General features: G+C 73.3%; 18 protein-coding genes. 14 read left to right on the top strand and 4 right to left on the bottom strand.

Annotated features, from left to right (window positions below):
* A partial coding sequence (locus tag AB0K25_RS10130) for an acyl-CoA dehydrogenase family protein (RefSeq protein WP_363819609.1) occupies positions 1-761 on the bottom strand: 761 nt, incomplete at its 3' end.
* A gap of 121 nt (positions 762-882) precedes the next feature.
* Between AB0K25_RS10130 and AB0K25_RS10125 the strand changes: the two genes are divergently transcribed.
* From AB0K25_RS10125 to AB0K25_RS10100, 6 genes are all read left to right on the top strand, one after another.
* Positions 883-1854: a nuclear transport factor 2 family protein gene (locus AB0K25_RS10125; protein WP_219460736.1), complete on the top strand. Its 972-nt coding sequence runs from the start codon at positions 883-885 to the stop codon at positions 1852-1854.
* A gap of 103 nt (positions 1855-1957) precedes the next feature.
* Positions 1958-2371, top strand: a complete 414-nt coding sequence (locus AB0K25_RS10120; protein WP_363819606.1) for a nitroreductase family protein — start codon at positions 1958-1960, stop codon at positions 2369-2371.
* A complete protein-coding gene (locus AB0K25_RS10115; RefSeq protein ID WP_357533957.1) occupies positions 2368-3078 on the top strand; it encodes a nitroreductase family protein in 711 nt (236 codons plus the stop codon). Before AB0K25_RS10120 ends, AB0K25_RS10115 begins: the two co-directional genes overlap by 4 nt.
* Positions 3075-4031 carry a zinc-binding dehydrogenase gene (locus AB0K25_RS10110; protein ID WP_219460742.1) on the top strand — a complete coding sequence of 319 codons (957 nt, stop codon included), beginning with the start codon at positions 3075-3077 and terminating at the stop codon, positions 4029-4031. The genes AB0K25_RS10115 and AB0K25_RS10110 overlap by 4 nt, the downstream gene beginning before the upstream one ends.
* Before the next feature lie 5 nt (positions 4032-4036).
* Complete coding sequence (locus AB0K25_RS10105; RefSeq protein ID WP_357533953.1) at positions 4037-4780, top strand: enoyl-CoA hydratase/isomerase family protein; 744 nt, start codon at positions 4037-4039, stop codon at positions 4778-4780.
* A 73-nt stretch (positions 4781-4853) separates the two neighbouring features.
* The gene (locus AB0K25_RS10100) at positions 4854-5342 is read left to right on the top strand and encodes a MaoC family dehydratase (protein WP_219460746.1); all 489 of its coding nucleotides are present in this window, start codon (positions 4854-4856) and stop codon (positions 5340-5342) included.
* A 144-nt stretch (positions 5343-5486) separates the two neighbouring features.
* Here AB0K25_RS10100 and AB0K25_RS10095 read toward each other — a convergent pair whose 3' ends face one another.
* The 3 genes from AB0K25_RS10095 to AB0K25_RS10085 are packed head-to-tail and all read right to left on the bottom strand — an operon-like array spanning position 5487 to position 7551.
* The gene (locus AB0K25_RS10095; protein WP_219460750.1) at positions 5487-6002 is read right to left on the bottom strand and encodes a flavin reductase family protein; all 516 of its coding nucleotides are present in this window, start codon (positions 6000-6002) and stop codon (positions 5487-5489) included.
* Positions 5999-6817, bottom strand: a complete 819-nt coding sequence (locus AB0K25_RS10090; protein ID WP_219460753.1) for a VOC family protein — start codon at positions 6815-6817, stop codon at positions 5999-6001. Before AB0K25_RS10090 ends, AB0K25_RS10095 begins: the two co-directional genes overlap by 4 nt.
* Positions 6814-7551: an enoyl-CoA hydratase/isomerase family protein gene (locus tag AB0K25_RS10085; protein WP_208566425.1), complete on the bottom strand. Its 738-nt coding sequence runs from the start codon at positions 7549-7551 to the stop codon at positions 6814-6816. Before AB0K25_RS10085 ends, AB0K25_RS10090 begins: the two co-directional genes overlap by 4 nt.
* Positions 7552-7742: 191 nt before the next feature.
* On the opposite strand from AB0K25_RS10085, the gene AB0K25_RS10080 reads away from it, so the two are divergent.
* From AB0K25_RS10080 to AB0K25_RS10045, 8 genes are read left to right on the top strand one after another with little or no spacing between them, the layout of a single operon-like run.
* Positions 7743-9266, top strand: coding sequence for an ABC transporter substrate-binding protein (locus tag AB0K25_RS10080; protein WP_219460756.1), 1524 nt, complete (start codon positions 7743-7745; stop codon positions 9264-9266).
* A gap of 2 nt (positions 9267-9268) precedes the next feature.
* Positions 9269-10114 (top strand): dipeptide/oligopeptide/nickel ABC transporter ATP-binding protein, encoded by an 846-nt coding sequence (locus AB0K25_RS10075; RefSeq protein WP_357533950.1) that lies wholly within the window; start codon positions 9269-9271, stop codon positions 10112-10114.
* Positions 10111-11034 carry an ABC transporter permease gene (locus tag AB0K25_RS10070; protein ID WP_219460760.1) on the top strand — a complete coding sequence of 308 codons (924 nt, stop codon included), beginning with the start codon at positions 10111-10113 and terminating at the stop codon, positions 11032-11034. The genes AB0K25_RS10075 and AB0K25_RS10070 overlap by 4 nt, the downstream gene beginning before the upstream one ends.
* Before the next feature lie 2 nt (positions 11035-11036).
* Positions 11037-11927: an ABC transporter permease gene (locus AB0K25_RS10065; protein WP_219460764.1), complete on the top strand. Its 891-nt coding sequence runs from the start codon at positions 11037-11039 to the stop codon at positions 11925-11927.
* Positions 11924-12715, top strand: a complete 792-nt coding sequence (locus tag AB0K25_RS10060; protein WP_357533947.1) for an ABC transporter ATP-binding protein — start codon at positions 11924-11926, stop codon at positions 12713-12715. The genes AB0K25_RS10065 and AB0K25_RS10060 overlap by 4 nt, the downstream gene beginning before the upstream one ends.
* Before the next feature lie 17 nt (positions 12716-12732).
* Positions 12733-14145, top strand: coding sequence for a zinc ribbon domain-containing protein (locus AB0K25_RS10055; RefSeq protein WP_363819586.1), 1413 nt, complete (start codon positions 12733-12735; stop codon positions 14143-14145).
* A complete protein-coding gene (locus tag AB0K25_RS10050) occupies positions 14135-15319 on the top strand; it encodes an acetyl-CoA acetyltransferase (RefSeq protein ID WP_363819583.1) in 1185 nt (394 codons plus the stop codon). The genes AB0K25_RS10055 and AB0K25_RS10050 overlap by 11 nt, the downstream gene beginning before the upstream one ends.
* Positions 15316-16236 (top strand): SDR family NAD(P)-dependent oxidoreductase, encoded by a 921-nt coding sequence (locus tag AB0K25_RS10045; RefSeq protein ID WP_357533941.1) that lies wholly within the window; start codon positions 15316-15318, stop codon positions 16234-16236. Before AB0K25_RS10050 ends, AB0K25_RS10045 begins: the two co-directional genes overlap by 4 nt.
* Positions 16237-16241: the final 5 nt, after the last annotated feature.

Below are 16241 nucleotides of genomic sequence, written 5' to 3'. Positions count from 1 at the left end.
ATCCCGACGGCCTGCGCGGCGATGGTGACCCGGGTGTGGTCCAGGGTCCGCATCGCGGTGCCGAACCCGGTCCCCGGCTCGCCGATCATCCGGTCCGCCGGGATCCGCACGTTGTCGAGGTAGACCTCCCGCGTCGGAGAGCCCTTGATGCCGAGCTTCTTCTCCGGAGCACCGAAGCTCACCCCCGGGTCGGACTTCTCCACCACGAACGCGGAGATCCCCCGCGACCGCGCCGCCGGGTCGGTCACCGCGAACACCGTGTAGAACTCCGACACGCCGGCGTTGGTGATCCACCGCTTCACCCCGTTGAGCACCCAGTGATCACCATCACGCACCGCCCGCGTCGTCATCGACGCCGCGTCACTGCCCGCCTCCGGCTCCGACAGGCAGTACGAGAACATCCCCTCACCGGCGGCCACCGGCGGCAGGTAGCGACGCCGGAGTTCCTCGGAGCCGGCCAGCAGCAGGGGCATCGTGCCGAGCTTGTTGCCGGCCGGGATGAGGGCCGACGAGGCGCAGGCCCGCGCGACCTCCTCGATGACGATGGCGGTGGCCAGGGCGTCCGCGCCGGCACCGCCGTACTCCACGGGGATGTGCGGGGCGTGGAAGTCGGCGGCCCGCAGCGCGTCGTAGGCGGCCTGCGGGAACTCGCTGTTCTCGTCGGCGGTGGCGGCGTGCGGCGCGACCCTGGCGTCGCACACCGCCCGGACGGCCTCCCGGACCGCGTCGTGCTCCTCGGGCACCTGGTACGCCTCGAACACCACAAACCCCCTCGTCAACAAGCTGTCGTCGATAATACCATCCGGTCGGTATGTAAAGCATCCCTTGAGTTGCCCGGTCCGACAGGGTTAGATACCCACCAGTCGGAATGTGGGAGGCCGGATGACCCGCGCGGTCCGGACAGGCATGGACTTCGTCTCCGCGCTCGACCGGGGCAGCCTCGGTGGCCTCGCCCGGTTGTGCGCCGTCGACGCGACCTGGTGGGTGGACACCGGCCCCGACCGACGCGGCGGCGACCCGGTCCTCGCCCCGCGCGGCAGCGGGCGCTTCCCGTTGCACGGCGTCATGCGGATGGACGACAAGCTCGCGTTGATGCGGTCCCTCGGCCCGAAGGCGTTTCCGACCGGCTGCCGGCAGATCCCGCGCCGGATCATCGCCGGGGACGACACCTGCGTCATCGAGGTCGAAGGGTACGGCGTGCACGCCAGCGGCCTGGAGTACGCCAACCGCTACGGCTTCGTCTTCGACGTGAACCCGGCCGGAGCCGTCGTCGCGGTCCGGGAGTACCTCGACACCAGCCACGCGCAGCACGTCGTGGGCGGCGGCGCGGCCGTCGCCCGCAGCAGCCTCGACGACCGTCCGGCCTGCCGCGCGCCCGACCTTGCCGACGCGCCCACGGCACTGGTGACGGCGCTGGCCCCGTGGCCGGCGCTGGCCCGGGGCGACCTCGACGCGTTCGGTGCCCACTTCACCGCCGACGCCACCTGGTGGACCGACTCCGGCCGCCGCCGTGACCTCGGCCGGCAGCACCGGTGGGGCGACCTCGACGCCAACGGGCCGTTGCACGGGCGGGTCACCATGACCGGCAAGCTCGCCGCGATGCGGGCGCGGCTGTCCGGCGGGGCGTACCGGTCGGCCGCCGTCGAGGTGACCGCCGAGCGGTGGGTCGTCGACGACACCCTGGTCGCCGTCGAGGCCCGGGGCGAAGCCACTCTCGGGGACGGCTCCCGCTACCAGAACCGCTACCTCTGGGTCGTCGACGTCCAGCCCGGGGGCATCGCCGAGGTCCGTGAGTACTGCGACACCCTGCACGTCGCCGACCTGATGGGCCACGACGCGGAGGTCGGCCGATGAGCCTGCCGTTCACCGACCTCAACCACGTGCTGACCACCACCTCGTCCGGGGCCGCCTCGGCGGTGTCGACGCCGACGGCACGGTCAGTGCCCGGACCGCACGCATCCTCGCCGGTGCCGAACACCTCGCGCGGAGCATCGGCCGGGCCCCGTACCTCGTCATCCCCTGCGCGACGCGGCCCGACCCGGCCACCGGCGGCCCCGGCACCAACTCCGCCCTCCACGGGTCGCTCTATCCGGCGATCTGGCAGGTCAACCTGGCGCTACGGGCCCGCGGGCTCGGCACGGTGATCACCACCCTGCACCTGCACCACGCGGCGTCCGTCGCCGCGCTGCTCGGCATACCCGACGGCGCGGCGCAGATCACCATGCTGCCCGTCGCGTACACCGTCGGCACCGACTTCAAGGTCGCGGCCCGGCGGCCCGTCGACGCCGTCAGCTATCTCGACCGGTGGGGGACGCCGTTGCCCTACCGGGACAAGCCCGTCGACCGCCTCACCGGAGAGGACCACGGATGAGCAGCGCAGTGATCACCGACATCGACGAGGTGTTGACCACCACCCGGGCGGTGCGCCGCCGGATGGACTTCGACCGGCCCGTCGGCCGGGCCGTCATCGAGGAGTGTCTGCGCCTCGCGCAGCAGGCGCCGATGGGCTCCAACCTGGAGGACTGGCGGATCGTCGCGGTCGACGACCCGACGCTCAAACGGCAGCTCTCCGAGCTGTACACCGAGATCTGGGACGCCACCGTCGCGCAGCCGCTGGCCGACGGCGAGGCGGCCACCACCGCCCGGTTGTCGCCGGGCGTACGCGCCGACCCGCAGGCCCAGGCACGGCAGCACCGGGTCCTCACCGCCGTGAAGCACCTCGTCGACCACCTGGCGCGGGTACCCGTCCTCGTCGTGCTGTGCAGCACCAAGCCGATCCCGCAGCGGCCGGTCGGCGGCACCGCGTCCGGCTACTACGGGTCGATCTTCCCGTTCGCCTGGTCGTTCCAGCTCGCGCTGCGCTCCCGGGGCCTCGGCTCGGTGCTGGCCACCGCCATGGCGCACCGGGCCACCCGGGTACGCGAAGTGCTCGGCCTGCCCGACGACTGGCGACCGGTCACCCTCGTCCCGGTCGCCTACACCCGGGGACTCGACTTCCGTCCCGCCGCCCGGGCCGACCTCGCCGACGTGGCGTTCTGGAACGGCCCCACCGAACCGGCCGGATCGGCGACGCGATGAGAGCCGCCCACGTCCTGACACCCTGCGCCGACGACCCGGTCGGCGCGCTGCGCGTCGGCGACCTCGCCGCCCCGGCGGCGCCCCCGGGCTGGGTGGACGTCGACGTCCGGGCCGGCGCGCTCAACATGCACGACCTGTGGACGCTGCGCGGCGTCGGCACCGCACCGCACGACGGGCCCCGGGTCATCGGCAGCGACGCGGCCGGGGTCGCCGAGGGTCGCGACGTGATCGTCTACCCGGTGCTGCCCACCGCGCCGAACGGCCGGACCGTCCCGCACGCCACCCTGCTCCCCGACGCCGGCCACGGTGTCCTCGCCGAGCGGATCGTCGTGCCGGCGGCACACCTCGTCCCCAAGCCGGCCGGGCTGAGCTGGGCCGAGGCGGCCAGCCTCCCGACGGCCTGGCTCACCGCGTACCGGATGTTGTTCACCAGGGCGGCGGTCGCTCCCGGGCGGGTGGTCCTGGTGCAGGGCGCGGGCGGTGGGGTCGCCACCGCCGCGATCAGCCTCGCCGTGGCCGCCGGTGCCACCGTCATGGTCACCTCCCGTTCCCCGGCCAAACGGGAACGGGCACTGGCCCTCGGCGCGGCCGTCGCCCTGGACAGCGGCGCGCGGACGCCGGAACTCGCCGACATCGTCGTCGAGACCGTCGGCCCCGCCACCTTCGCCCACTCGACCCGCTCCACCCGGGCCGGCGGCACCATCGTGGTGTGCGGCGGCACGAGTGGCTTCACCGCCGAACTGGACCTGCCGCGGCTGTTCGCCCGGGAGATCAGCGTGCACGGCGCGACCATGGGCACGCTCGACGAGTTCGTGGCCCTGGTCGGTTTCGTCGACACCCACCGCCTCCGGCCCACCGTCGACAGCGTCGTCGACCTAGCCGACATCCGCGTCCAGGCCGGCCGGATGCTCGCCGGCACCGGGTTCGGCAAGTTCTGCGTGAGCCTGACGTGACCTCCGTGGCACTGACCCGGCGGGGGCCCGCACTCTGGGCGCGGATCGACCGTCCCGGGGCCGGCAACGCCTGCGACAGCACGGTGCTGGCCGGGCTCGAACGGTGGCTCGCCGCCGCGACCGACCCGGGCGTACGGGTGCTCGTGCTCACCGGCACCGGCCGCAGCTTCTGCGCCGGGGCCGATCTCGCCGAGGCGACCGGCCTGCTCGGGGACCTGCCGGCGCTGCTGACCCACCTCGACCGGGGCCGCCGCCTGGTACGCGGCATCCGGGCGGCCCCGGTGCCCACCGTCGCCGCGGTCAACGGGGCGGCCTTCGGCGGCGGCCTCGAACTGCTGCTCGCCTGTGATCTCGCGGTCGCCGCCGACAGTGCCCGCATCGGCGACCGGCACCTCGCCGCCGGGCAGGTCCCCGGCTGGGGGTCAAGCGTCCTGCTGCCCCTCGCCGTCGGCCCGGCGCTCGCCCGCCGCCTGCTGATCACCGGGGAAACCTGGTCGGCCGACGAGTGCGTACGCCGGGGACTGGTCAGTGCGGCGGTGTCCGACGATCACCTCGTCGGGCACGTCGACGCGCTGGCCGACGCGGTGGCCGCCCTCGACGCGACGGCGATCCGGCGGATGCTGGGCCTCGCCCGCCCGGTGCCCGACGACGCGGCCTGGGACCGGGAGTGGGCGACCCTGACCGCACACGTCACCGCCCAGGCGGCCGTCCGCACCGGGTCGACGCCTCCGGCGGCGACCCCCGACTGACCCGTTCCGCACCGCGCCGGCCCGCCGGAGCAGGGCCGACTCCCGTACCCACCACCCGAATTGGAGCACCCGGATGCGCACCACGAGGCGAACCACCATCGACACCCCCGACGAGCTGCTGGCACTGGTCGGCGCGGAGCTGGGGGTCAGCGCGCCGCAGGTGGTGACCCAGCAGCAGGTCGACCAGTTCGCCGACGTGACCGGGGACCACCAGTGGATCCACGTCGACGTCGAGCGGGCCCGGTCCGGGCCGTTCGGCAGCACCGTCGTGCACGGGTTCCTGACCCTTGCCCTCGTCCCCCGGCTGCTCGCCGACATCCTGGAGGTGCGGACCTTCTCGATGGGGGTCAACTACGGCCTGGACCGGGTCCGGTTCGTCCGGCCGTTGCCACCGGGTGTCGAGATCCAGGGCACCGCGACGCTGGTCTCGGCGACGCCGATCGCCCCGGCGGGGGAGGGCTCGGCCGCCGGGGTCCAGGCCAAGGCGTCGATCGTGGTGGAGTTCGCCGAGACGTCGCAGCCCTGCTGCGTGGCGGAGATCCTGTTCCGCTACCACGCCTGAGGCCGCCGACCGACCCGCACCCGGGCTGACCGGGTGCGGGCGTTCACCCGGTCGCCGGCCGGCGCTCCTCCGGCTGGGCCGCCGGCCGGGGCAGACCCGGAAGGCCGGCGGCCGGGGCTGACTCGGAAGGCCGGTGGCCGGGGCTCACTCGGTCGCCGGCCGGGACGGCGTGACGAACCGGCCCCGGTAGAACGACAGCGCCGGCACGTCCGTCGGCTTCAGGTGCACCTGGTCCACGTCGAGCAGGATGATCACGTGGTCGCCGCTGGCGATCACCTCGTCGCGCCGGCCGGCGAGGATCGCCGGGGTGTCGGGCAGCAGCGGCACCCCGTCGGGGCCGGGCACCCAGGAGACCCCGTCGAGCCGCTGCGCCCCGGTCAGGCCGGAGGTGGCGAACCGGCGGGCCACGTCCTGCTGGTCCTGGCTGAGGATGTGGATGGCGATCCGGTCGGAGCCCATCAGTACCGGGAAGCTCGACGAGAAGGTGGTGACGCAGAACAGCACCTTCGCCGGCTCCAGGGAGACCGAGGTGAACGAGTTGACGGTCAGCGCGGCGACGGCGCCCTCGGCGGTCACCGCGGTCACCGCCGTCACGCCGGTGGGGAAGTGTCCGCACACCTGGCGGAACTCGGCGGAGTCGAACAGGGGCTCGGCCATCATCGGTTCACCGCCGGGTCGCTGGAGTCGTGGTCGGGGCGGAGCCCGTCTTCGAGCTGGATGAGGCACAGGGTGTGGCCGCCGGGGTCCTTCACCAGGTGCAGCCGCCCGTGTGGGGTGTCGACCGGCCCGACCGTCGGTGATCCACCGAGGGCGGTCACCCGGGCCAGCGCGTCGTCCAGGGACGCGACGGCGAAGTAGGTGATCCACCTCGACGGGATGAGGTTCGGCCAGGCGTTGTCGAGTTCGAGGACCCCGGCGACCGGCACGTCCCCGAGCGTCAGGAGCGTGTAGGGCCGGGCGGTCGGGGAGTCGTCGCGCTGCCGGGTGGTGTAGCCGAACAGGGCGCGGTAGTAGGCCACCGACGCGGCGGGTTCACCGGTGTCCAGTTCGTTCCAGCACAGCGCGCCGACCGAGTTGACCGCCTGGACGCCGACGCGTGACTCACCCTGGTAGAGGCCGAAGGCCGCGCCGAACGGGTCGACGACCGCCGCGCCGGTGCCCGCCGCCGGCAGGTAGCGGGGCGGCGAGACCAGTTCGCCGCCGAGCGTCACCGCCTGCCGCGCGGACGCGGCGACGTCGTCGACGGCGAAGTAGGTGAGCCAGCCCCGGGGCCGGTCGCCGTGCAGTGCGGCGGCGTCGGAGATCCCGGCGACGTCCCGCCCGTCGCGGCTGCACATCCGGTAGGTGGTGGCGCCGAGGCGTTCGGCCCGGACGGTCCAGCCGAGCAGCGCGCCGTAGAACACCTCGGCCTGCTCCGGGTCGGGGGTGCACAGCTCCACCCAGACCGCCTCGCCGGGTCGGAATCGTGGTCTCATCCGGCTGCTCCCTGGGTGGCCGGGCCCGCGACGATCGTGCGGGCCGAGATGTCGTACGCCTGGTCGGCGGTGCCGGTGGTCAGGCTCGACTCGATCACCTCGACCACCGCCCGCAGGGTGGACCCCGGCACGGCCAGCAGGGTGTCGACGAGGTCGTCGACCGCCCGGTCCAGCTCGTCGGTGGCGACCACCCGGGCCACCAGGCCCCAGTCGAGGAGTTGGTCGGCGGTCGCCGTCGCCGCGCCGGTCAGCAGGTGGTAGGCGTGTGGCCGGGGCACCGACCGGGCGATCGTGTGGCCGACGCCGGCCGGCGCGAAGCCGTACCGGGCCTCCGGCAGGGACAGCTGGGCGTCGGCGGCGGCGACCGGCAGGTGTACGGCGCCGAGCAGGCCGACGCCGAACCCGATGATCCGCCCCCGGACGGCGGCGACGACGGGCACCGGCAGTTGCCGGATGCGCTGTAGTGCGGCGTCGCTGGCGCGCAGGTCGGCGGCGACGGTCTCCCGGGTGGCACCGGCCAGCGCGGCGAAGGAGGAGGTGTCCCAGCCGGCGCAGAAGTGCCTGCCGGCCAGGTCGAGGCGGATGAGCACGCAGCGCGCGTCGGCGGCGGCGGTCTCCAGGGTGTCGACGAGGTCGTGCAGCGTCGCGGTGTCGAAGCAGTTGCCGCGTGCCGCGTTGTCGTAGCGGATCCGGGCGAGGCGGCCGTCGTGCCCGGAGGTGCGGGTGATGGTCACCGCGGTATCATACATACCGGTCGGTATGAATACAACGGCGCTGGCCGGCGGCCCTGTGTCACGTGAATGTCACGAGCGGGATACCCAGCCGACCCGTTGACTTGATACCGGCTGGTCGGTACTTTGTGGCGAACGTCACCGCCGCCTCACGCGGAGACATGACGGGTCCATCGCAGTGAAGGACACCCATGATGATCATGAAATCCCTGCGCTCCCGGCGCTTCCTGGCATTGGCCGCCGCGCTGACCGTCGTGGGCGCCGGCCTCACCGGGTGCGGCGGCTCCGACTCCGACGACTCCGGCGCGTCGGGCACCGCCCCGATCCGGGCGCTGCTCGCCGCCCAACCGGCGACCCTCGACCCGATCGTCGGCGCGCGCTCCGCCCAGATCGTCTGGGCGACGATGCTCGAACCCCTGATCAACACCGGTAGCGACCTCGCGCCGACCAACACCGGCCTGGTCACGAGCTGGACCCGCACCGACGCCACGACCTGGACGCTCAAGGTCCGACCCGACATCAGCTTCAGCAACGGCGAGAAGGCCGACGCGGCGGCGGTGGCCAACACCATCACGCTCACCCGCGACAGCGCGGCCTCGCAGCTCAAGTCGTACTTCGGCAACGTCACCGCGATCGAGGCACCCGACGCCACCACCGTCGTGGTCAAGACCAAGACCCCGCAGTACGACATCCCCGACCTGCTCACCACCGTCTACCTGGTGCCGCCGAAGTACTACCAGGAGAAGGGCTCGGAAGGCTTCGCCGCCGCACCCGTCGGCACCGGCCCGTACGTCTGGTCCGGCGCGAACGCCGGCCGGGACATCTCGGTCAAGCGCAACCCCGGCTACTGGGGCACCAAGGCGACCAACGAGGGTGTCACCTTCACTTGGGCCAACGAGGCCGCCCAGCGGCTCGCGCTGATCCAGAGCAAGAGCGTGGACGTCTCCTTCGACCTGCCGCCGGCCCAGGCCAGCGCCGCAAAGTCCGCCGGGGTCGAGGTGGTCAGCACCGAGACCGCCATGAAGATCATCGCCTTCCTCGACTCCACGAAGGCGCCGTTCGACGACCCCAAGCTGCGCGAGGCGGCGGCCCTGGCCATCGACCGCGACGCCATCGTCAAGGGCATCTTCGACGGCCAGGCGGTCGCCGACGCCGGCCTGCTCAACGTCAAGCCCGGCCAGCAGCCGACGCAGAGCGTGACCGCCGACGCCGCCAAGGCCAAGGAACTCCTCGGCGGGGCGACCCCGACCGTGCAGATCACCTACCCGGCGGCCCAGTACACCAACATCGAAGAGGTCTCCCAGGCCGTCGGTGGCAGCCTGGAGAAGGCCGGCTTCAAGGTCAGCTACGTGCCGTTGGACTACGGCACGCTGGTCAAGCGGATCATCGGCCGCCAGGTGCCCGGCCTGTCGATCTTCGCCGGGGTGCCGAACGTCGCCGTGCCCGACTACTTCGTCAGCGGCTTCATGAAGACCAAGTCGATCACCGGCAACTGCCCCGACCCGCAGATCGACACCCTGGCCCAGCAGGCGCTGGAACAGAACGACGCCCAGCAGGCCGCCCCGCTCTACGAGCAGCTCAACACGATCGGCGTGGTCCAGAAGCACTGCTACGTGCCGCTGTACCGGCAGGTGTTCAACTACGCGACCGGCCCCGGCGTCTCCGGCGTGGTGTTCGGCCCGCTGAACACCGTGGACTTCACGAAGGCGACCCGCTGACGATGTCCGAGGCAGCGGAGACGGGGGTGCCGGGCGAGGTCGCCCGGCACCCCCGCACCCCGGAGTCGGACACCCCCGTGCTGGAGGTCGACGACCTCGTCGTCGAGCACCGCGACGGCGGCACCGGCGCGCTCTTCCGCGCCGTCGACCAGGTGTCACTGCGGATCGGGGCCGGCGAGAGCGTCGCCGTCGTCGGCGAGTCCGGCTCCGGCAAGACCACCCTCGCGATGGCCGCCACCGGGCTCGGCCCGCGCGGCCGGGGCGACATCCGGCTGCTCGGCCACTCGCTCGCGGCGGTCAGCCGCACCCAGCTGCGTCGGCTGCGCCCCGAGGTGCAGGTGGTCTTCCAGGACCCGCACGGCTCGCTCGACCCCCGCCAATCGGTCCGCTCCGGGCTGCGGGAACTGCGGGCGCTGCAACCCGAACGGACCTCCTGGATCGACGACGCCGACCTGCTCGGCCGGGTCCGGCTCGCCCCGGACCTGCTCGACCGCTACCCCCACCAGCTCTCCGGGGGCCAGGCGCAGCGGGTCTGCATCGCCCGCGCGCTGCTCATGCGTCCCCGCCTCATCGTCGCCGACGAACCGACCTCCGGCCTCGACGTCTCCGTGCAGGCCGACGTGCTGGCCCTGCTACGGCAGATCCGGGCCACCACCGGCGCGGCGCTGCTGATGATCAGCCACGACCTGGCCGTGGTCCGTTCGCTCTGCGACGTCGTGCACGTGATGTACCGGGGCCGGGTCGTCGAGGCGGGACCCTGCGACCGGGTCTTCGGCACCCCCGAGAACGACTACACCCGCGAACTGCTCGCCGCGATGCCCGGCGCGCGCTGGAGGTCCCGCCGATGAAGGCCAGCACCGTACGCCGCGTCGGCGGCCGGCTCGCGTCGCTGTTCGCCTCGCTGCTCATCGCGCTCAGCCTGGCGTTCCTGCTCGGCCGGCTCTCCGGCGACCCGACCGCCACCATCCTCGGCCCGATGGCCCCGCCCGAGCAACGCGAGGCGCTGCGCCACGAGCTCGGCCTGGACCTGCCCGTCGTCGTGCAGTACCTCGACTACCTCAAGGGCGTGTTCACCGGCGACCTCGGCCAGTCGTTGCAGTTCTACCAGTCCAACACCTCGATGATCGCCGACCGGCTGCCGTTCACCCTGCAACTGGTCGGTGCCGGCATGGCCCTCGCCCTGCTGGTCGGCATCCCGCTCGGGGTGCTCGCGGCCACCCGGGAGGGCACCTGGTGGGACCGGGGGGCCTCCACCCTCGCCCTGCTCGGCCAGTCCGTGCCGGTCTTCTGGTTCGGCATGATGCTGGTGGTGCTGTTCGCCGTCAAACTCGGCTGGCTGCCCGCCGGCCAGTCCGGCAGCCCGAGACACCTGATCCTGCCCGCGCTGACCATGTCGGTCTACCCGATGGCGCACATCGCCCGGCTCACCCGCGCCTCGATGAGCGACGCGCTGGCCGAGCCCTACATCGACTCCGCCCGCGCCCGGGGCATCAGCACCCGCCGGGTGGTGTGGCGGCACGCCTTCACCAACGCGATGATGCCGATCCTGACGATCGTGGTGCTCCAGACCGGCATCCTGCTCTCCGGCGCGGTCGCCGTCGAGTACGTCTACTCCTGGCCCGGTCTCGGCCAGCTCGCGTTGCAGGCCATCCAGTTCCGCGACTTCCCGCTGGTGCAGGCGATCGTGGTGTTCGGCGCGCTGGTGTTCGTGCTGCTGAACCTGCTCGTCGACGTCCTGCACTCGATCGTCGACCCGAGGGTGCGGTGAGCATGAGCCAACTCGAACTTGACCCGGTCACCGCCCCGGTGTCGCCACCGCGCCGGGCCGGCCGCCGGGCGCGTACCTCGGTGTTCTGGCTGGCCCTGCCACTGGCGGTGACCGCCGTCGCGGTGTTCGTGCTGCCGCTGACCGGGCTGCTGCCCGACGGCGGCCAGGACCTCGACGCGACCCGCCAGCCGCCCGCGTTCCTTTCCGGCGGCAGCTGGGCGCACCCGCTCGGCACCGACAAGCTCGGCCAGGACCTGCTCACCCAGTTCGTCTCCGCCGGCCGGTTGACCATCGTGATCGGCCTGGTCGGCGCGCTCGTCGCGATCGGCCCCGGCACGCTGCTCGGCCTGCTGGCCGGCTATTTCCGGGGCTGGGTCGACCGGGTCATCTCGATCCTCATCGACGCCCAGCTCGCCCTGCCGTTCATCCTGGTCGCCCTCGCCATCATCGCCAACCGGGGCAGCTCCCTGCCGGTGCTGTTCCTGGTGCTGGCGCTCACCGGCTGGGCGGTGTGCGCCCGGGTCACCCGCGCGGCGACCCTGGCCATCCGGGAACGCCAGTTCGTCGTCGGCCTGCGCGCCGCCGGCGCGTCCGAACCCCGGATCGTCTTCCGGCACATCCTGCCCAACCTCGCCGGCACCATCGTCGCGCTCGGCACCCTCCAGGTCGGCACCGCGATCCTGGTCGAGAGCGCGCTGAGCTTCCTCGGCCTGGGCGTGGTGCCGCCGATGAACAGCTGGGGCTCGATGCTCGCCTCCGGCCAGGACGAACTGAGCCAGGCCTGGTGGATCGCCTTCTTCCCCGGGCTCGCCATCACCGTGCTGGTGCTGCTGGTCAACCTGCTCGGCGACGCGCTGCTCACCCACCACGACCCGCGGAAGAGGCGGCGATGAGCGCACTGCTGACACTCTCCGGACTGTCCATCACCGCCCGGCTCGCCGACGGCGAGCTGCGCCTGCTCGACGGCGTCGACCTGGAGATCCGCCGGGGCCAGATTGTCGGCGTCGTCGGCGAGTCCGGCAGCGGCAAGACCACCCTCGCCCGCGCCGTCGTCGGGCTGCTCGACCGCAACGTCCGGGTCGACCAGGGCACCATCGCGGTCGCCGGTGAGCAGGTGGTGGCCCCCGGCGTCGACCGCACCGGCCGGGTCCGGGGCAGTGCCGTCGGCATGGTCTTCCAGGACGCGTCCCGGTCGCTGAATCCGCTGCTGAAGGTCCGCACCCAGCTCGCCGAGGTGCTGCGCCGCCACGTCCGGGACATCACCCGCGCCGAGGTGGAACGCCGCTCGGTGGAGGTGCTGGCCCAGATGCGCATCGACGACCCCGGCCGGGTGCTGGCCAGCTACCCCCATCAGCTCTCCGGCGGCCTGCGCCAGCGGGTCGCCATCGGGCTCGCCGTCGTCACCCGCCCCGCGCTGGTGATCGCCGACGAGTGCACCACCGCCCTGGACGTCACCACCCAGACCAAGGTCGTCGACCTGTTCCGCACCCTGGTCGACGAACTCGGCATCGGCCTGCTCTTCGTCACCCACGACCTGATGCTCGCCAGCGACCTGTGCGACCGGATCGCGGTGATGAGCGGCGGGCGGGTCGTCGAACAGGGCGACGCCCTGACCGTGCTGGACCGACCGCAGCAGGAGTACACCCGACGCCTGCTCGCCGCCATCCCCTCGTGGAGCTGAAGGAGAACCCGCGACCCATGCCCGACCAACCCGGCATCGACGCCTACGCGGCCTACCTCCCGGCGTACGCGCTCGACGACAACAGGCTCGACCCGAGCGGCCCGGCCCGTGCCGGTGGCCGTGCCCGCAGCGTCGCCGGCTACGACGAGGACGCCGTCACCATGGCCGTCGAGGCGCTGCGGCACGTCGCCGCCGACACCCCGGCCGGGCGGCACCTGCTGCTGGCCACCACCAGCGCCCCGTACGAGACGAAGACGTCCGCCGGGGTGGTCCACGAGGCGCTGGGCCTCGACCCCGGCGTCACCGCCCTCGACCTGCGCGGCCACCGGGCCGGCGCGTCCGCCCTCGACCTGGTCCTGCGGGGTGTCGCCACCGCGGCCCTGGCCGACGTGCGCACCACCCGGCCCGGTGCCCCCGACGAACTGGCCCAGGGGGACGCCGCCACGGCGTTCGTCGGCGGCTGGCGGGCCGCCGTGCTCCTCGCCCGCGCCGGCCACACCACCGAACTGCTGGACCGCTGGCGGCTGCCCGGGGAACGGCACGACCGGGTCTGGGACGAACGGTTCACCGCCGAGATCCTCGTCGCCGCCGGCCTCGACACCGCCCGCCGCGCCCTGGCGCAGGCGTCCCTCGACACCGTCGACCAGGTGGTCGTGTCGTCGTCGAATCCCCGTGCGGCGGCGACGCTACGCAAGGCGCTCGGCGGCACCGGGCAGGACGCGACCGTCGAACGGGCCACCGGCTTCACCGGGGCCGCCCACCCCGGGCTGCTGCTCGCGGACGCCCTCGACGAGGCGGAACCGGGGCAGACCATCCTGCTGCTGTCGGCCACCGAGGGCGCCGACGCGTTCGTGCTGCGGGTCGGCGACGGGGTCCGCGCCGCCCGGGGCGGGCCGACCGTCCGCGCCCAGCTCGCCGCCCGGCAGCGCCTCGGCTACGGCCGCTACCTGCGCTGGCGGGGACTGCTCGACGTGCAGGGCCCGGCCCGGCCGGCCGCCCCGGCCCCGGCCGCCCCGCCCATGCACCGCCGGGCCGGCTGGAAGTACCGGCTGGAGGGCAGCCGCTGCGACGCCTGCGGCCGGGTCACCACACCCCCCGGCCGGGTCTGCGCCTCCTGCGGCACCGCCGGGTCCGGCACCGCCCCGGTGTCGCTGCGCGACCGCACCGCCAGGGTGGTCTCGGTGACCCGCGACCACCTGACGACCATGCCGGAACCGGAGGTCGCGATCGTCGTCGCCGACGTCGACGGCGGCGGCCGGCTCAGCGCGTACGCCACCGACGTGGCACCCGGCGACGTGGCGGTGGGGATGGCGATGGCCCCCACCTTCCGCCGGCTCTGGACCACCGACTCGATCCACAACTACTTCTGGAAGCTCCGCCCGGCACCCGCGGACGCCGCGCCAGGGAAGGACACCGCCGATGGCCAGTAGGCGCACCACCCACGACGTCGCGATCGTCGCGATGGGCTGCACCCCGTTCCGGGACCACTGGAACTCCTCCGCCGACGACCTGCTCGTCGACGCCGTGCAGGAGTGCGTCGGGTCGCTGCCCGACGTCACCCTCGACGACGTCGACGCGTTCTGGGTCGGCACCCAGGGCTCGGGCATGTCCGGGCAGACCCTCGCCCGCCCGCTGCGGCTGACCGGCAAGCCGGTGACCCGGGTGGAGAACTACTGCGCCACCGGCTCGGAGGCCCTGCGCAACGCCGCCTTCGCCGTCGCCTCCGGCGCGTACGACATGGTGATGGCGACCGGGGTGGAGAAACTCAAGGACTCCTCGTACTCCGGGCTGTCGGCGGTCTTCCCACCCGCCGACGGCACCGACGTCGACTGGACCGCCCCGGCCGGATTCTCCCTGCTCGCCCCCGCCTATCAGGCGGCGTACGGGATCGACGAGCGACAGATGCGCGCCGCGATGACCCGGGTAGCGGTGAAGAACCACGCCAACGGGGCCCGCAACGACCGCGCCCAGTTCCGTCGGGCGGTGACCACCGAGACGGTCGAGCGGTCCCCCCGCATCGCCGGGCAGCTCGGCGTCATGGACTGCTCCGGCGTCTCCGACGGTGCGGCGGCGGCGATCCTGGTCCGGGCCGAGGACGCCCACCGGTACACCGACAAACCGGTCTACCTGCGGGGGATGAGCTTCGTCGCCGGCTCCGGGTCGGGTCTGGCCGCCGACGGCTACGACTTCACCACCTTCCCCGAGGTGGTCACCGCCGCCCGCGAGGCGTACGAGCAGGCCGGGGTGACCGACCCGGCGGCGCAGATCTCGCTGGCCGAGGTGCACGACTGTTTCACCCCGACGGAGGTGGTGCTGATGGAGGACCTGGGCTTCTCCGCCCGCGGCAAGGCGTGGCGGGACATCCTCGACGGCCGCTACGACGCCGACGGGGCGTTGCCGGTCAACACCGACGGCGGGCTCAAGTCGTTCGGCCACCCGATCGGCGCGACCGGGCTGCGGATGATGTTCGAGTGCTTCACCCAGCTGCGCGGGGAGGCCGGGCCCCGACAGGTGCCCGACGCCCGGCTGGCGGTGGCCCAGAACCTCGGCGGGCAACCGGGCTCCTGCGTCGCGTTCGTGGCGGTCCTGGGGAACGAGCGATGAGCGCCCGGGTCACCCTCGACGGCCGGGTCGTCGTCGTCACCGGCGCGGGCAACGGCATCGGCCGGGCGCACGCGCTGACCCTCGCCGCACGGGGCGCGTCGGTGGTCGTCAACGACCTCGGTGGGACGGTCGACGGCTCCGGTTCCTCCGGCGCGGCGCAACAGGTCGTCGCCGAGATCCGCGCGGCCGGCGGCACCGCCGTCGCCTCCACCGACTCGGTGGCCACCGCCGCCGGTGGTGCGGACCTGGTCGGCCGGGCGATCGACACGTACGGCCGGCTCGACGCGGTCATCCACAACGCCGGCATCCTGCGGGACCGGACGCTTGCCAAGATGTCCGACGAGGACGTCAGCGCGGTGCTCGACGTGCACCTGGCCGGGGCGTTCCACGTGCTGCGGCCCGCCTGGCCGCACCTGGTCGCCCAGGGCTACGGCCGGATCGTGCTGACCAGTTCGTCGTCCGGCCTGTTCGGCAACTTCGGTCAGGCCAACTACGGCGCCGCCAAGACCGGCCTGATCGGGCTGATGAACGTGCTCGCGCTGGAGGGCGCCCGCCGGGGCATCCTGGTCAACGCGATCGCGCCGACGGCGGCGACCCGGATGACCGAGAACCTGCTCGGCGAGTTGACCGACCGGTTCGACCCGCAGCACGTGGCCGCCGTGGCGACCTTCCTCGCCTCGGAGCAGTGCCAGCTCAACCGGCACATCCTCACCGTCGGCGGCGGCCGGGTCGGGCGGATCTTCCTGGGCGTCACCCCCGGCTGGTACGGCGGGACCGCGCCGGCCTCGCCCGATGACATCCTCGACGCGGTGGACGAGATCTGCCGACTCGACGACTTCATCGTGCCGGACAGTGGCGCCGACGAGGTCACCCTGATCCAACGGGTCCTCGGCGGGCCGTCCGGACCGTCCGCCTGAACCGC

Source organism: Micromonospora sp. NPDC049257 (assembly GCF_040678915.1).
GTDB classification, from domain to species: domain Bacteria; phylum Actinomycetota; class Actinomycetes; order Mycobacteriales; family Micromonosporaceae; genus Micromonospora; species Micromonospora antibiotica.
Note: the sequence above shows the minus strand (reverse complement) of the source record. Positions and strands in the feature narration are given on the sequence as shown.

Excerpts from the sequence above, each read along its gene's own strand:
- AB0K25_RS10125 (WP_219460736.1), top strand. The coding sequence starts at position 883 with ATGACCCGCGCGGTCCGGACAGGCATGGACTTCGTCTCCGCGCTCGAC.
- AB0K25_RS10115 (WP_357533957.1), top strand. The coding sequence starts at position 2,368 with ATGAGCAGCGCAGTGATCACCGACATCGACGAGGTGTTGACCACCACC.
- AB0K25_RS10110 (WP_219460742.1), top strand. The coding sequence starts at position 3,075 with ATGAGAGCCGCCCACGTCCTGACACCCTGCGCCGACGACCCGGTCGGC.
- AB0K25_RS10100 (WP_219460746.1), top strand. The coding sequence starts at position 4,854 with ATGCGCACCACGAGGCGAACCACCATCGACACCCCCGACGAGCTGCTG.
- AB0K25_RS10095 (WP_219460750.1), bottom strand. The coding sequence starts at position 6,002 with ATGATGGCCGAGCCCCTGTTCGACTCCGCCGAGTTCCGCCAGGTGTGC.
- AB0K25_RS10090 (WP_219460753.1), bottom strand. The coding sequence starts at position 6,817 with ATGAGACCACGATTCCGACCCGGCGAGGCGGTCTGGGTGGAGCTGTGC.
- AB0K25_RS10080 (WP_219460756.1), top strand. The coding sequence starts at position 7,743 with ATGATCATGAAATCCCTGCGCTCCCGGCGCTTCCTGGCATTGGCCGCC.
- AB0K25_RS10075 (WP_357533950.1), top strand. The coding sequence starts at position 9,269 with ATGTCCGAGGCAGCGGAGACGGGGGTGCCGGGCGAGGTCGCCCGGCAC.
- AB0K25_RS10070 (WP_219460760.1), top strand. The coding sequence starts at position 10,111 with ATGAAGGCCAGCACCGTACGCCGCGTCGGCGGCCGGCTCGCGTCGCTG.
- AB0K25_RS10065 (WP_219460764.1), top strand. The coding sequence starts at position 11,037 with ATGAGCCAACTCGAACTTGACCCGGTCACCGCCCCGGTGTCGCCACCG.
- AB0K25_RS10060 (WP_357533947.1), top strand. The coding sequence starts at position 11,924 with ATGAGCGCACTGCTGACACTCTCCGGACTGTCCATCACCGCCCGGCTC.
- AB0K25_RS10055 (WP_363819586.1), top strand. The coding sequence starts at position 12,733 with ATGCCCGACCAACCCGGCATCGACGCCTACGCGGCCTACCTCCCGGCG.
- AB0K25_RS10050 (WP_363819583.1), top strand. The coding sequence starts at position 14,135 with ATGGCCAGTAGGCGCACCACCCACGACGTCGCGATCGTCGCGATGGGC.
- AB0K25_RS10045 (WP_357533941.1), top strand. The coding sequence starts at position 15,316 with ATGAGCGCCCGGGTCACCCTCGACGGCCGGGTCGTCGTCGTCACCGGC.